At 58.6% G+C, this 13,794-nt stretch carries 15 protein-coding genes; 7 read left to right on the top strand and 8 right to left on the bottom strand.

Translation table 11 applies throughout. The features are described from left to right. The first annotated feature begins 219 nt into the window (after window positions 1-219). Complete coding sequence (locus BLP23_RS13550) at window positions 220-417, top strand: hypothetical protein (RefSeq protein ID WP_028739595.1); 198 nt, start codon at window positions 220-222, stop codon at window positions 415-417. Window positions 418-712: 295 nt separating this feature from the next. Beyond that, on the top strand, window positions 713-1,732 hold the full coding sequence (locus BLP23_RS35280) for a GlxA family transcriptional regulator (protein ID WP_039845252.1): 1,020 nt from the start codon (window positions 713-715) through the stop codon (window positions 1,730-1,732). A 17-nt stretch (window positions 1,733-1,749) separates the two neighbouring features. Here BLP23_RS35280 and BLP23_RS13540 read toward each other — a convergent pair whose 3' ends face one another. The 7 genes from BLP23_RS13540 to BLP23_RS13510 form a co-directional block, all read right to left on the bottom strand. Next, window positions 1,750-3,081, bottom strand: a complete 1,332-nt coding sequence (locus BLP23_RS13540; RefSeq protein ID WP_092585338.1) for a diguanylate cyclase — start codon at window positions 3,079-3,081, stop codon at window positions 1,750-1,752. A 203-nt stretch (window positions 3,082-3,284) separates the two neighbouring features. Next, the gene (locus BLP23_RS13535) at window positions 3,285-4,115 is read right to left on the bottom strand and encodes a response regulator (RefSeq protein ID WP_092585337.1); all 831 of its coding nucleotides are present in this window, start codon (window positions 4,113-4,115) and stop codon (window positions 3,285-3,287) included. Between the two features lie 165 nt (window positions 4,116-4,280). Beyond that, on the bottom strand, window positions 4,281-4,544 hold the full coding sequence (locus BLP23_RS13530) for a hypothetical protein (protein ID WP_022714925.1): 264 nt from the start codon (window positions 4,542-4,544) through the stop codon (window positions 4,281-4,283). Between the two features lie 121 nt (window positions 4,545-4,665). Continuing rightward, complete coding sequence (locus tag BLP23_RS13525) at window positions 4,666-7,206, bottom strand: mechanosensitive ion channel family protein (protein ID WP_092585336.1); 2,541 nt, start codon at window positions 7,204-7,206, stop codon at window positions 4,666-4,668. An 88-nt stretch (window positions 7,207-7,294) separates the two neighbouring features. Continuing rightward, window positions 7,295-7,846: a DUF924 family protein gene (locus tag BLP23_RS13520; RefSeq protein ID WP_092585335.1), complete on the bottom strand. Its 552-nt coding sequence runs from the start codon at window positions 7,844-7,846 to the stop codon at window positions 7,295-7,297. Window positions 7,847-7,867: 21 nt separating this feature from the next. Further along, on the bottom strand, window positions 7,868-8,923 hold the full coding sequence (locus tag BLP23_RS13515; protein WP_092585334.1) for a sensor histidine kinase: 1,056 nt from the start codon (window positions 8,921-8,923) through the stop codon (window positions 7,868-7,870). Window positions 8,924-9,196: 273 nt separating this feature from the next. Continuing rightward, on the bottom strand, window positions 9,197-10,642 hold the full coding sequence (locus BLP23_RS13510; protein ID WP_092585580.1) for an MFS transporter: 1,446 nt from the start codon (window positions 10,640-10,642) through the stop codon (window positions 9,197-9,199). Window positions 10,643-10,887: 245 nt separating this feature from the next. Here BLP23_RS13510 and BLP23_RS13505 point away from each other — a divergent pair, with 245 nt between their 5' ends. The 4 genes from BLP23_RS13505 to BLP23_RS13490 all read left to right on the top strand — a co-directional run bounded on the left by BLP23_RS13505 (window position 10,888) and on the right by BLP23_RS13490 (window position 12,908). After that, window positions 10,888-11,148: a hypothetical protein gene (locus tag BLP23_RS13505; RefSeq protein WP_022714920.1), complete on the top strand. Its 261-nt coding sequence runs from the start codon at window positions 10,888-10,890 to the stop codon at window positions 11,146-11,148. 109 nt (window positions 11,149-11,257) lie between these two features. After that, on the top strand, window positions 11,258-12,229 hold the full coding sequence (locus BLP23_RS13500; RefSeq protein ID WP_092585333.1) for a DMT family transporter: 972 nt from the start codon (window positions 11,258-11,260) through the stop codon (window positions 12,227-12,229). A 122-nt stretch (window positions 12,230-12,351) separates the two neighbouring features. Next, on the top strand, window positions 12,352-12,582 hold the full coding sequence (locus tag BLP23_RS13495; RefSeq protein ID WP_139187059.1) for a hypothetical protein: 231 nt from the start codon (window positions 12,352-12,354) through the stop codon (window positions 12,580-12,582). 89 nt (window positions 12,583-12,671) lie between these two features. After that, window positions 12,672-12,908 (top strand): hypothetical protein, encoded by a 237-nt coding sequence (locus BLP23_RS13490; protein ID WP_092585331.1) that lies wholly within the window; start codon window positions 12,672-12,674, stop codon window positions 12,906-12,908. Window positions 12,909-12,914: 6 nt separating this feature from the next. Here BLP23_RS13490 and BLP23_RS13485 read toward each other — a convergent pair whose 3' ends face one another. Then, entirely contained in the window at window positions 12,915-13,103 is a 189-nt protein-coding gene (locus BLP23_RS13485; RefSeq protein ID WP_092585330.1) for a hypothetical protein, read from the bottom strand. A gap of 256 nt (window positions 13,104-13,359) precedes the next feature. On the opposite strand from BLP23_RS13485, the gene BLP23_RS13480 reads away from it, so the two are divergent. Continuing rightward, window positions 13,360-13,764: a hypothetical protein gene (locus tag BLP23_RS13480; RefSeq protein ID WP_092585329.1), complete on the top strand. Its 405-nt coding sequence runs from the start codon at window positions 13,360-13,362 to the stop codon at window positions 13,762-13,764. The last annotated feature ends 30 nt before the right edge of the window (window positions 13,765-13,794 follow it).

Below are 13,794 nucleotides of genomic sequence, written 5' to 3'. Positions count from 1 at the left end.
GAGCTGCCGAAACGCCGCTCCGAGGTCGACCGCATCAAATGCGGATGCAGAGTACCGATTGATTGGTGCCGACACATCAGTGGCTGCGTCGGCAAACGGGAACAGCCCCGATAGGTTCAACAAATCTGATCGTATCCATAAAATCTATTCGTTTGTTTGATGAATGGCGAGGGAGCATATTAGGCACCAAGCGCAAACCCCATGAGAAAGGAAACGATGATGACTACGATCGGTTACAGGGATGGCAAGAGCTCATCCTCCGACGCGCACTTTGATGTAGCAAGCCTCGCCCGCAGGCTCGCACATTCCTGGCACCAGTGGCAGAACGCGCGGGAAATCGAATCCATGCCTTTCGACATTCGCAAGGATATTGGTTGGCCGTCTGCAGACGACGCGGATGAACGCAAGGTTATGTAATGAATGCGACATACCTCCCCGCTTGAAGGCGGCGCCAGCCCACCGGCAGCGCCGCCTTCATCGTTTCAGCGCGCCGCAGATTTAATCTTGAATTCTAGAGGCATATATTTTCAGACAGGCCGACGCGGCGACTTTTGCCGACTATCTTCGTCATTTGACGACGATCAAATTCGCCAATGTCGCAAAATAGCTCTTCACGGCCGCATTTTTCCATGCGAATGTCGCTTTCGAGACATCGGAACGACGCATTCCACGCAACGAATAGGCAATCGCCCCTCGAGCATGGATTTTTCTCATGAACAAGATGCTGACCAAGAAGCGTTCTCTCGTCTTCTTTATGGTTCCCCAGTTCACCATGCTGCCCTTTTCGGCGGCGATCGACACGCTGCGCATCGCCAACCGCATGCTCGGCTATCAGGCTTATACCTGGCGGCTGACCTCGGTCGACGGCAACAAGGTCTATTCCTCCTGCGGCATCGGCGTCGAGGCAAATTCGTCGCTTGCCGAAGAGCGCCGGCATCTCGGCGGTGAAAACCGCCCGAACATGGTGCTGGTCTGTTCGGGCATCGATGTCGAGGATTTCAACAACAAGTCCGTCAATGCCTGGCTTCGCGAATCCTACAATCGCGGCGTGGCCGTCGGCAGTCTCTGTACGGGCGCGCACGTGCTTGCTCAGGCCGGGCTCTTGAACGGCAAGCGCTGCGCGATCCACTGGGAAAACCTGCCGGGCTTCTCCGAAGCCTTTCCGCAGGCGGAGGTCTATGCCGACCTCTACGAAGTGGACAGCAATCTCTACACCTGCGCCGGCGGCACCGCTTCGCTCGACATGATGCTGAATCTCATCGGCCAGGATTTCGGCGAAGCGCTCGTCAACCGTGTCTGCGAGCAGCATCTGACCGATCGCGTCCGCAGTCCGCACGACCGTCAGCGCCTGCCGCTGCGCGCCCGCCTCGGCGTCCAGAATTCCAAGGTTCTGTCTATCATCGAACTTATGGAAGGCAATCTCGCCGAACCCCTGTCGTTGCTTGAGATCGCCGATGGCGCCGGCCTGTCCCGCCGTCAGATCGAGCGGCTTTTCCGGCAGGAAATGGGTCGGTCTCCCGCCCGCTACTATCTGGAGATCCGGCTCGATCGCGCCCGCCACCTGCTGGTGCAGTCTTCGATGCCGGTCGTCGAAGTCGCCGTCGCTTGCGGCTTCGTCTCCGCATCGCATTTCTCGAAGTGTTATCGCGAACTTTACAACCGTTCACCGCAGCAGGAGCGCGCGGAGCGGAAGCTGACGATGGCAACGGCTCGCCAAGCGATCGCAGCATAACAAACGATGGCGGCGCACTACTGCGCCGCTTCCTCCGTCATCCTGGCGTCGGAATAGACCTGGTTGCGGCCCTTGTGTTTGGCCATGTAGAGAAACTGGTCAGCGGCGTTGAGGTAATTCTCGAAGGTTTCGTAGCCCGAGATTTCCGCAACGCCGATCGAGATGGTGACCGACAGCTCCTCGTCGTCGGCAGCCACCTTCAGCCGTGAAATATCCGAGCGGATTTCGTCGCAGAGCTTCGTTGCTGCAGCCGAATCCACCATCGGGAAGAGGATCGCGAACTCCTCGCCGCCGAGGCGCGAGAGCAGATTGTCGCTGCCTTCGAAGATTGCAGCAAGCCGGCTTGCAACCGCCTTCAGCACCTCGTCGCCGATCTCGTGGCCATAGGTGTCGTTGAGCCGTTTAAAATGATCGATGTCGAGGATAGCGACTGAACTCGGCGATTTCTGCCTCAGGCACTCGTTCACGACCTTCGGCCCGTAATCGTAGAAATAGCGGCGGTTATAAAGGCCGGTCAGATAATCGCACGCGGCGGCGGATCGCAATTGCGTCATCTGCGTCAGCGTCTCGACATTGTTGGCAATGCGGCACTGAAGCTCCTCGGCCACGAAGGGCCTGTAAACGAAGTCGCTGGCGCCGGCCTTCAGGAAGCTTGCCGACAGCATCCGGTCGTTGGACGAGGAGATGCCAATGACCCGCATCCTGTCGGAACCGAAGCGATGACGGATGCGCCGCGTCAGCTGATAGCCCGTCATGTCCGGCATGTGATGGTCGGTCACCACGAGTTCAATGTCGCTATAGGCCTCAAGCGCGGCCAGAGCTTCGAGCCCCGATGTTGCCTCGACGACCATGTACTGCTGCGCCTTCAAGAGATCGACGAGAACTTGGCGAGCAGACGGAACGTCATCGACAACGAGGACGCGCGTCTTGCGGTTCAGCATTGCGCGGCGCACGGTCGCGACCAGATTGTCGAGCGCGAATTCATTGTCCTTGAGGACGTAATCGATGACGTTGCGTTCCAGTATCCGGTTGCGCGTCGCGGTATCGAAGGTCGCGGTAAAAACGATCGTCGGTACGTTGTGCTCGATCGTGCAATCAAGCGCCTCGCCATAGGGCGAATCCGGCAGGTTCAGATCGACGACGGCCATCGTGAAGCCCTGACCGTCCTGCGCCAGAGCCTCTTGCAGCGCCCTCAGCGAAGAACAGGCTCTGACATTGAGGCCGAGTTCAGCCTGAAACCGATGGCAGAGCACGGCGGAAAACATCCGAGAATCTTCAACCAGAAGTAACTTCTGGGTTCCGAAGCGTGGGCCTGAGCCCTCCCGACTGAAATCCGCCTGAAATGCCATGCCGCTTACTCTCCCAAGTGCAATGAAAACCCGATTCGGCCTTCATTGCGGCGGCAGGGACGATAGCCGAGAGGCCGAAAGGGTTGAAGGGGTAGAACGGCTACAAAGTAACCTGTAATTGCAAACGTTGGAGATATTTTAACAACGGCAGGGGTCTCCTTATTCATCCGGGGCCCCTCCTGATACCGCGTTCGATCCTCGAATCAGGCAACGGCCCTCTCCTTTTTCATCGTCTGGATCTGCAGCAGCGTGTCGAGGTTCTGGTTGACGCGGCAATAGAACTCCTCGTCGATGAACGGGCGCAGCATGAAATCGTTGCCACCCGCCTTGAGAAAGCGCGCCGAAAGCAGCCGGTTGGAGGAAGATGAGACGCCGATGATGCGCAGTTGATGCGAGCCGATATTGGCGCGGATGCGACGCGTAAGCTCGAAGCCGTCGATATCGGGCATGTTGTAGTCGGTGACCATGAGGCCAATGTCGCGATTGGCCTTCAGGATCTCGAGTGCCTTGGCGCCACTCTCGGCGACGCTGACGCGGAAGTTATAGCGCCTCAGGCGGCTGGAGAGCAGCGCGCGCGCTGTGGCGCTGTCGTCGACGATCAGCACGTGATGGCGCTTGTTGGTCAGGAAGCGGCAGATCGCTTCTGCGAGCAGATCGACCGCGAAGATGTTGTCCTTGAGGATGTAGTCGACGATATCCTTCGACATCAATTCGTCACGCAGGCCTTCGTTGAAGGTCCCGGTAAAGACGATGGTCGGAATGCTGAGATCGACTAGATATTCCAGCGCCTCGCCTTTCTCAGCGCCGGGAAGGTTGATGTTGGAGATCGCGAGCATGATCGGCTCGGATGACTTGTCGTAAGCAAGCTGCAACTCCTCGAAATTGCGGCAGATCTCGACATCGATATCGAAAAGCTCTTTGAGCCGTTTGCTGATCATCGACGTAAAGACATTGGAATCTTCAGCGAGAATAATACGCGCACCAGCAAACATCTCTCCGGAATACTGCATTCCCGAAATGCCTAAAAATGACATAGCAAACCTTTTGATGGAAATTCTGTCTCCGGCCGAACCGATACATCATTTCGTTTGAGTATTTGTTAATCGACGTAGCGCGAAGCCAAGGCAGTCCGCAAGACCGGCGTCTATTTCTCGACTTATGCTTAAGAGACTATGCGCGAAGGGCTGTGCGGCGAACGTTTACTTGATGATCGCCGAGCCTTTGACGATCTCGATGGTTTCGCCGCCGCCGAGGCCGATTCGGTCGCCGTCCGGCGTCGTCATGAAGCAGCCTGCGGCGCAGAGCGTCTCTGATGCGCCGGCATCGACGACGACCTCGACGCGGTTGCCGCCTTCGGTGACGACAACGACGACCGGTGCCGGATCAGTGTTGGTGATTGTCGCCGCTTCAGCGCCCCCGGCGATAAGAAGCGAAAGAAACATGACCGTGGCAAACCTTGCCATTCAGCGCGGCGCAGCGATGCGCCCTCCCCTGGAGCGTCTCGGCGCTGCTGCCCCAGCAGCGAAATCCCGATTGCCCAGGCTTTATAAGCGAAAGCCTCTGAACGATCCCTGAATAAAATCCTTAGCCTTTGCGATTGCCGTCGGCCGCTTTGCTGCGCAGCTGGCGCACGGCTCCACTGTCCATGTCGCCCGTATCGTCGACCGGCTGATCGTCTGCTGGTGTCGAGGAAGGTTCCAGCGCAGGAGCAGGCACGTGGTCGCGGTGAAAAATGACATCGCTCTGCGGCAGCGGGATTTCGATCCCTTCTTCCTTGAAGCGTTTGAGGATGGCGATACGCAGGTTGTTCCTGACGTTCATGCCCTCGCCCATGTCTGCCAACATGAAGCGCAACTCGAAGTCCAGCGAATAGGCGCCGAAACGCAGGAACTCGACATGCGGCTCCGGATTGCGCAGCACGAATGGGGCCTCGTTGACCAGCTCGAGAAGGATATCCATGACCTTCTGCGGATCGGTGTCGTAGCTGACGGAAATGGGGATCTCCGAGCGGCCGACCTTGTTGCGGTGTGTCCAGTTTCCGACCGCAGCATTGATGAGTTCAGAGTTCGGCACGATGATCGACTGCTTGCGGAAAGTCTCGATCTCCGTCGCACGCACGGAAATGCGGGTCACGATGCCTTCTGCTGTGCCCGAGACGACATGGTCACCAACCTTGAAGGGCCGTTCCACAAGTAGGATCAGGCCCGAAACGAAATTCGAGACAATGTTCTGCAGGCCGAAACCGATACCAACCGAAAGCGCCGAAGCAACAAGTGCCAGATTCGAAAGGTCGATACCTGCCGCCGAAACGCCGATGATCGCTGCAACGGCGACGCCAAGATAGCCGATGCCGGTCTTGACGGAATTGCGCACGCCGAGATCGACATGGCTTCGCGCCATGACGTTGCTATCGAGCCATCGCTGAACCCAGCGGGTCAAGAAATAACCGCCGGCGAAAAGCAGAATACCGGTAAAGATGCCGAGCAGCGAAATGCTGATCCCGCCGAGGCGGACCTCTGTGAAAAGACGGTAGGCGATCAGCTGAAGATCTTGGATATGGAAGCCCCAGAGCAGTAGGATCAGCGGAATGCCGGTCATGAGCGCAACGGCATAGATCGCAAGTCCCACGCCAAGGCCGACCTGATCGATCGCCACCGGCCCCATATTGAAGCGACTCTTCAGGAAGCGGCCGATGAAGGTGTCGCCGAAGCTCTCCTGCTTGGAAATCGCCTTGCCCGAGAGCAGGCCGATATAGGTGGTCACGATGATCGCGCCGGTGATGATGAACTGCGTGGCGACGAAGCGGGCAAGGCCGACATAGCCGGTAAGCGCGGTCACGATGAGACCTAGGCCGAGCAGGCGAAGTATGATCGCCATTCCGCGCGGCCAGTGGCGGCCTGGTGCATCGGGATCGCCGTCGTGCGCCAGCATCGGACGCCCGAAGGAGGCCGCGATCAGGATGAGACCTATAATCAGCGCCGCAATCAGGCTTCTGACGACGGTCAGAACTAGCGGTGAGCCCATCGCTTCGCTGACGCTGCCGAACAGGTAGTCGAGCGCATTGACGATCGCCATCGCCAGCAGGCAGGCGCCGATCGATTGCGCGCCGCGGTTGGAAAGGCGCACGAGGCGCCACTGCGGCTCCCGGGGAGCAAAGACGGCATTGCTGAAGCGGCCGACGAAATAGATTAGCCCGATCGCAGCGAAAAGAGCGGCGACAACAGGCGCAATATCGGGCCTCAATACGTTGAAACCGTTGAGGAAGATATATGAGGTCACCAGCACTGCGGCAAGCGCGAAGGTACGTATCAGGGTCGACCAAAAAGCAATCGAGAGCCGGCTGATATAGGAGGGATTCTCGACGCCATCGTCCCGCGTCAGGTAGCGGCCGAACATACGATAGCCGCCTGAAAGCATGACCAGGCCTGTCGCGAGCGACATGAAGATCGCGGCGAACATCGCGAATCGCTTGAACTTCCACACGAAACTCAGCCAGCTTGAAAGTGCCTGCCGGAACTCGCCAACCTCCTCGACAAAGGCCTTGGCCGCATCGTCGAGCACCGAAACCGAAACCTCGGTGCGCCTCAGCAAAGTTGCAGCAAAAAGCCGCCGGCGCGTTTCAACCACTTCGTTCATCAGCTTGTTGATGGCAAGCGAGAGGTTTTCGGCATCGCCGGTCACGGCATTGATCTGCGCGCGCTCTGCCGTCAGCGCGTTTCGCTCGTCGGTAACGATCTGCGCTTCCGGCGGCTGTCCCTCCTTCGGCGGATCGCCGAGTTCGGTGAGACGACTCTTGATCTGATCGAAACGCGGGCGGAGATTGACGGAGGTCGTGAGAATGTGGCGTCCCAGTTCATCCACCTGCGTGGACAGGCTGACGAGGGCGTCGTCATTGTCGGCGCTCTGCTTGACGCCGTCCTGCAGGGACGCGAGCTTTGCCTTGGCCTTTTCAATCTCCTTGACTGCTTGATCGAGCCCCGCATCGGCAAGGGGAGCCGGTGCCTCCGACTGCGCCTGCGGTTGCGGCGGCTCCTGCGCAGCCGCAAAGCTGCCAGGCAGGCCGGCAGCCGATACTGCAAGCATCAAGCAAAGAAACGTCCGGAGCAGAATGATTGTCAGCCGCAAAATGTCCCCGCAAGAATTGTCTTCATCAGTGAGGCCTGCTTCTTATAGCAAAGAAAGGCGACAGAAAGGCGGAAGTTGTTTTCGCCGCTCAGAAACCGGCGCCGGGCCTGGCAAGATAGTCCAGTTCGGCCGCCGTCGAAACTCGTCCGATGATGGCGTTGCGGTGCGGAAACCGGCCGTAGGCAGCGATCACGTCGCGATGGCGAATGGCATAATCGAGATATTCCGCATCGCCAAGAGCCTGAAACAGCATCACCGACCGCTCCTGCTCGGCCATGTCCTCGGCATGCTCGAAAGGCAGGTAAAAGAATGTCCTGCATTCTTTTTCGACGATCTGATCGGCACCGGCTTCGAGCGCCAGTTTCGCCTCGCGAAGCGCCAATCCGTCCGTCGCAAACGCAAGCGGCGTGTTCCGATAGATATTCCGCGGAAACTGATCGAGCACGATGACCGCGGCGAGCCGGTTCTGCGGGCTCGCATGCCAGGCACCGATCACGCCGCCCGCCAGTGCCAGGTGCGTATCCCCGAAACGGTGCCGAATTTCCTCATCGAGTGAGAGCGTCCTTTCGAACCACTGCTCGCGGCTGCATTCCTCGAACCAGAAGGAATACACCTCCTCCGGCGTGCAAATCTCGGCCACCGCGCTCCCCTCCTGCGCCAGTCAGTCGATGGAAAAGACCAGTACGGCCCGGGTGCCGCGATGGGCCGGGTCGTAGGTCAGCTCCGATTTGAGGCTTGCCGCCATCGCGGTCAATATCTTCGTGCCGAGACCCGTGCCCTTTGCGGGGCGGGAATGGTCGAAACCGGCGCCATCGTCCTCCACGACGAGACGCAACTGCTCGCCCGCTTGCTCGACGATGACCCTGATCTCACCTTCAACACCTTCGTTATAGGCGTATTTGAAAGCGTTGGTGACGAGTTCGCTGACGATGAGGCCAAGCGTGACGACCTTGTCCGTCGGAACATCCATCGGTTGGGCGGTCAGAACGATCCGGTGCGGCCGCTTGTCGTCGCGAATGGAAGCCTCGAGTTCGCTCAAAAGGTTCTCGACATATTCGTCAAGCTGCACGGTGCCGATCTGGCGGCTGTTGTAGAGGCGGCGGTGGACGCTCGCGATGGCGTTGATGCGCATCTGCGTTTCGTGCAGCGCGTCGATCGCCACCTGGTCCGTCGTCATCGACGACTGCATGCGAATCAGCGCTCCGACAAGGCCGAGGCTGTTTGCGATACGATGATTGACTTCGGCAAGCAGCATCTCGGCGCGGTCCCTTTGCTGGCAAATCACTTCTTGTGCATCAGCCGTCTCGCGCCGGAAGCTCGCACGTTCCAGCGCTTGCTCCAGCGTCGCCGCAAGCAGATCGAAATAGTCGGGGGAACTACCTTTGAGAACGTAGTCGTCGGCGCCCGCCTTCAATGCCGCAACGGCAATGCCAGTGTCGTCGGAAGCAGTCGCATAGATCACCGGCGGATGATCCGGCAGCGCCATCAATTGCGGCAGGACATCGAGTCCGGTTTCCGATTGCAGGAGATGGTCGATCACGACAGCATCGATGCCGCCTTCGGCAACCCGCTTCAATCCAGCCGCGCCGTCTCGCGCCCATTCCACCGCGAAACCATGGCGGGCGAGGTTCTCCTTCAGCCTAAGCGCGAGCGTCTCTTCGTCATTCATGCAAAGGATGCGGATTTCGAGATCCGCATCATCAGCGGATTCAAGCATTGGGCCTCCGGACTTTGCCAAGCAGCAACGCAACTGCCCAGCGGCCGGGTCGCCTGCATTCGAATGTCTTATTGTATCGGCCATTGCGCGTAAACAGCGGCAAAGCCTCTGCCCCCCTACAGACCTTCAATCGAAGGAAGTTCGCATTTGAAAACATGCCGACAATATGACCCCGCCCGCTGAAGACTCCGCGGGATAAAAAGATACTGCGAACGCAGAAAGATGCGCAAACCCGAAACTAAACGCAGCCGGAGCGAAATGGTTCCATCGCCTTCACTTTTCTTGAAAGCGCTTGTGCTTGGAGACTTCCGCGCCTGCATCTACAGGTAAACTGAAAAAGCGTAAGGACGACACGATCCCCACAAGGCCGACCGCCAAAAAGGCCCAGCGGAAATCGACAAGCGCAGGCTCTGGCGCCGCGCGGAGCGCGGTCGAGATATTAAGCAGGGCCGCTGCAACAGCGACGCCGAGCAGCATGGCGGCCTGCTGGAGCATGCTCGATAATGTCGAGGCAGAGCTGCGCTGTGCCGGGCTGATATCGGCGAAGGCAAGCGTGTTCAGCGCGGTGAATTCCATCGAGCGTGAAAGACCGGCCGCAAGCAGTATCGCGTAGATCACCGCCAGCGGGGTGTCCGGCGCGAAAAAGCCGCAGGCAATGATGCATAAAGCCGCAATCAGCCCATTGACGCAAAGAACATTGCGGAATCCGAACTGCGCAAGCAGCGGCGTCGTCACTGCTTTCATGCCGAGATTGCCGAGAAAATAAACCAGCAGGTATGTGCCCGCGGCAATCGAGTTCAAACCGAAACCGAGCTGAAACAACAGCGGCAGCAGGAAGGGCGTGGCGTTGATTGCTACCCGGCATGCCGTGCCCGCAGAGAGCGTCGAAATCGAAAAGGTCTGGATCTTGAACGCAGAGAGGTCGAGGAGCGGATTTTCGACCTTCAGGAAATGCCGCGCAGCCATGAAGGAAAGCACGATGCCGGTAGCAAGCATGGCAAGGACCAGAAGCAGGCTGCCTTCCCGCTTTACGGAGAGTTCGAGCGCGGCTAGCACGAATGTCATTCCGGCACCGCTCAGAATGAAGCCCAGCACATCGAGACGGCCCGGGTTCTCTTCGCGCCGCTCCGGCACGAACCGCAGCACGAGCGCCATGCCGAGAAGGCCGATTGGAATATTGATCAGGAAGTTCCAGTGCCAGCTTGCATAGGTTGTGATGAAGCCGCCGAGCACCGGTCCGATGACAGGCGCCGTCAGCGCCGGCCAGGTGATGAGCGCGATCGCATTCACCAATTCAGACTTCGGCGCACTCTTTAGAACGATGATGCGCCCGACCGGCGTCATCAGCGCACTTCCGGCACCCTGGATCGCACGCGCGACGATGAATTCCGTAAGACTGCCGGAAAGGCCGCAGAAGAGCGAGGCTCCGGTGAAGACTCCAATCGACGCCAGGAATATCCGCCGCGCACCGAAACGGTCGCCAAGCCAGCCGGAAAGCGGGATGAAAGCCGACATCGTCAGCATATAGACGGTGATGCCGATGCTCATCGAGACCGGCTGCACGCCGAAGCTCGCCGCCATCTGCGGCAGCGAGGTCGCGACGATCGTGCCGTCGAGGATTTGCATGAAGAACGATACGGCGACGACCAGCGCCACGATCTTCGCCTGCCCTGCGCTCGGCGCTTCGTCCGTTTTTTCACTCGTCTGTACTGTTGTCATCGATATGCCATTGCGCATTGCGGGGAGACGTGCGTAACGCCGGTGGGAACCGGGAGGCAGGAATTCGGCACCCTGAATACGCTCCTTGCGCGGCCGGGAAAAGTCAAAACGGTCCATGCCGCTTACAATTTCCGGTTTCCTACCCGATCCTTGACGCATCAACGGCACAAATTGGCTTCACAAACGTTTGATGATGACCGGGGTGGCAGATTTCGCCGCGCCGGAATTCAACCGAGGATATTTCGATGACGCCGGAAGACCGCCGCGCCGTTTTCAGCCATCGCAAGATTGCAGCCATCGTCAAGGGAATGACACAGGAAGACGGAACTGACCTACCCATCACCGGCAAGTCGCTTGGCGAGGCGATCCTCTTCGTCTCCGAACAAGCGGCAACCGATGCGTCGAACGTGCATATCATCTACGGTGAGCACGGTTCGCTGAGCTACACGGATTGCCTGAGCATCTACCGTGAATACGGAGCAGAGCTCCGCAGCGAATTGACGTAGACGGAAAGAACAGTGCCCGTACGCATGGCAGCTATTCGCAACCGCACCTGCTCTCCGCAAGGTTTTTTTCGTATTTGGGAGACAACCTCCTCAAGTTCGATTCGAGAACATGTCCCGCACCCATTCACCGCTCCGCGGTGTCCTTGTCGCGTTCGCTGCCTATGCAGTCTTCGCTTTCAGCGATGCCTCTATCAAGATCCTTCACGGTGCCATCCCGTCTTACCAGGTGGCCTTCATCGGCTCGATCTTCGGCCTGGTCGTTTTGCCGGTGATCAAAGCGCACGATGATTCGTGGCTCGATATCGTCCAGACATCAAACCGCATACTGTGGGCCCTCCGCTTCGTTTGCGGAGCGATCGGCGCGATCGCCTCGATCATCTCCTTCACGAAGCTGCCGATGGCGGAGGCCTTTTCTCTCCTCTTCCTGCTGCCCTCCTTCGTGACGATTCTCTCGGTCGTCTTTCTTAAGGAGGACGTGCGCTGGCAGCGCTGGACGGCCGTCGCCGTCGGTTTCCTCGGCGTGCTGATCGTGTTAAGGCCCGGCTTTCGTGAATTGTCGGCGGGCCATCTGGCGGCCGCAATCGGCGGCTTGAGCGCAGCCATTTCGATCGTCATCCTCCGGGCAATGGGGCCTGCCGAAAAGCGCATTTCGCTCTATGGCGCCGGGCTTGTCGGAACGCTGATCGTCAGCGGCCTTCTGATGCTCTCGGATATTGCCGTTCCAACGCCACGCGAGTGGCTCTTCATGGCGAGCTATGGCATTCTTGGGGCGATCGGCAACGTGCTTCTCATGACGGCGGCCCGCTTCGCCCCCGCAAACCTGGTCGCCCCACCTCAGTACAGCCAGATGATCTGGGCAATCGTCTTCGGCTATCTCATCTTTGATGATACCATCGATCTCCCGATGGCCGCCGGCATCGTTTTGATCATCTGCTCGGGCCTGCTCACGCTCGCCCGCGAACGCACGCGCGGCACGCCGCTTCCGGCCGCCGTAGTCTCGGTGGACAATCAGGCCCCCGTCTCTGCAACGGCGGAGCTCGCCCAAGCCAGCTTCGACGGCGTGGAACATCCTGCCGAATAGGCCCGCGGTGGCCATAGTCCGGCCCTCGCTCGCTGCTATTCGAAAGCCGGGACAGTCTCTAGCTCCTTCGGCAACGGAACAATCCGGAGAGGCGCTTGTTCCAGATAAAAGAGGGAGTTTTCATGACTGATGAACGCAAGGAACGCGGTGTGCCCGTCCCGCCGTCGCCCGCCGAAGAAGAAACGCGCCTGCTGGCGGAGGAGCGCCGGAGCTGGCTGATCTGGACCTTCGGGATCGGCGGAGCGATCGCCGTTGTCATCATCATTGGCAGCATTGCCATTTCACCCGGTCCTGATCAGGCAACGACCGGCTCTACACGACCCCCGCCCCAGGTCGAAGCACCGGCACCTTGAATGGGCTGGTGCCGCTGTATGAAAGCATTCTGGCTTTCATGTGCAGCCTTTCAGCTGTATGACGCGACGAAAGAATGAAAAGGAAGCCGATGGCCGCACGAGACCGTTTTTCGAAAAAGCTGACCTGCCCGCAATGCGGCAATACCGGTTTCGCCGAGGCCTCGGAGGACGACCACCCTTCGCGCAAGCACCCCGCATTTCGTATCGATCAACTGCCCAAAGGCTTCTTCGAGCAAAAATCCTCGAACTTCCAGGAAACCTACATTATCCGCTGCGAATGCAGCCGCAAGTTTCCATTCCGCGCACTGACGGAAAAGATCGCCTGAACCGGCTCAGGCAAGACCCAGCGGGATTACCGCAACCTTGCGGCTCGGACTATAATCACGTTCATGCGACGAAGGATAGCGGTCATTACGGCGAGCGCTGAAATCGATGCGGTTCGATTCGAAGATACCGTCAGGATAGGTGCCGGTGTCGTCGGTTTCGACTTCGGATTTGGCGGTGACAATTTTAAAGATCATGGGCTCCTCCAGTTCGCCGCCTTAACGGCCGGCGGCACACTTCCGTTCCGTCATATCCCGAGATAGTTAAAAAATTAACCATACTTCACGGACAGAAGACGAAATCAGGGGCCGCCTTTGCTAAGCAAAGAGCCGCTGCTGCGAGGAGAGCAGCGCGTCTCTCTCTGCAAGAGGTGTGGATTTACTTTCACCTTCTGCATTTTCCCACCCGCAAGGAAATGGTATTCTTTACACGCTTGGAACACAGGGGGAACAAATGCCGCGCGTTGCAGAACTTTACTTTAAGACGGCAATCGTCTTCTTCATTATCGGGATCGCCATCGGTTTGAACATGGCCATTTCTCACGATCATACAGTCATCGGCGCCCATGCCCACTGTAATCTCTTGGGCTGGGTCAGCATGGCGATATTCGGAGGGTATCATGCACTGAACCCTAAGAAAGCGGAACGCCGCATCGCTATGGTCCAGTATTACATCTACACGGCGGGCCTTACGGTATTGGTCCCGGCGCTCTACATGATGCTCCGGGGGAATGCGGCCATGGAGCCGGTCGTCGCTGTTTCGTCACTGATCATCTTCGCCGGCGCTCTGCTCTTCGCCTTCATCATCTTCTCGCCGAAGGAACCGGCAATCACTCCGTCAGCAGCATCGCTGCGGTAGAATCAAGAGTGAAACGCGAAAGCGAGGGAC

It is taken from the genome of Rhizobium mongolense subsp. loessense (assembly GCF_900099775.1).
Lineage (GTDB): Bacteria > Pseudomonadota > Alphaproteobacteria > Rhizobiales > Rhizobiaceae > Rhizobium > Rhizobium loessense.
Note: the sequence above shows the minus strand (reverse complement) of the source record. Positions and strands in the feature narration are given on the sequence as shown.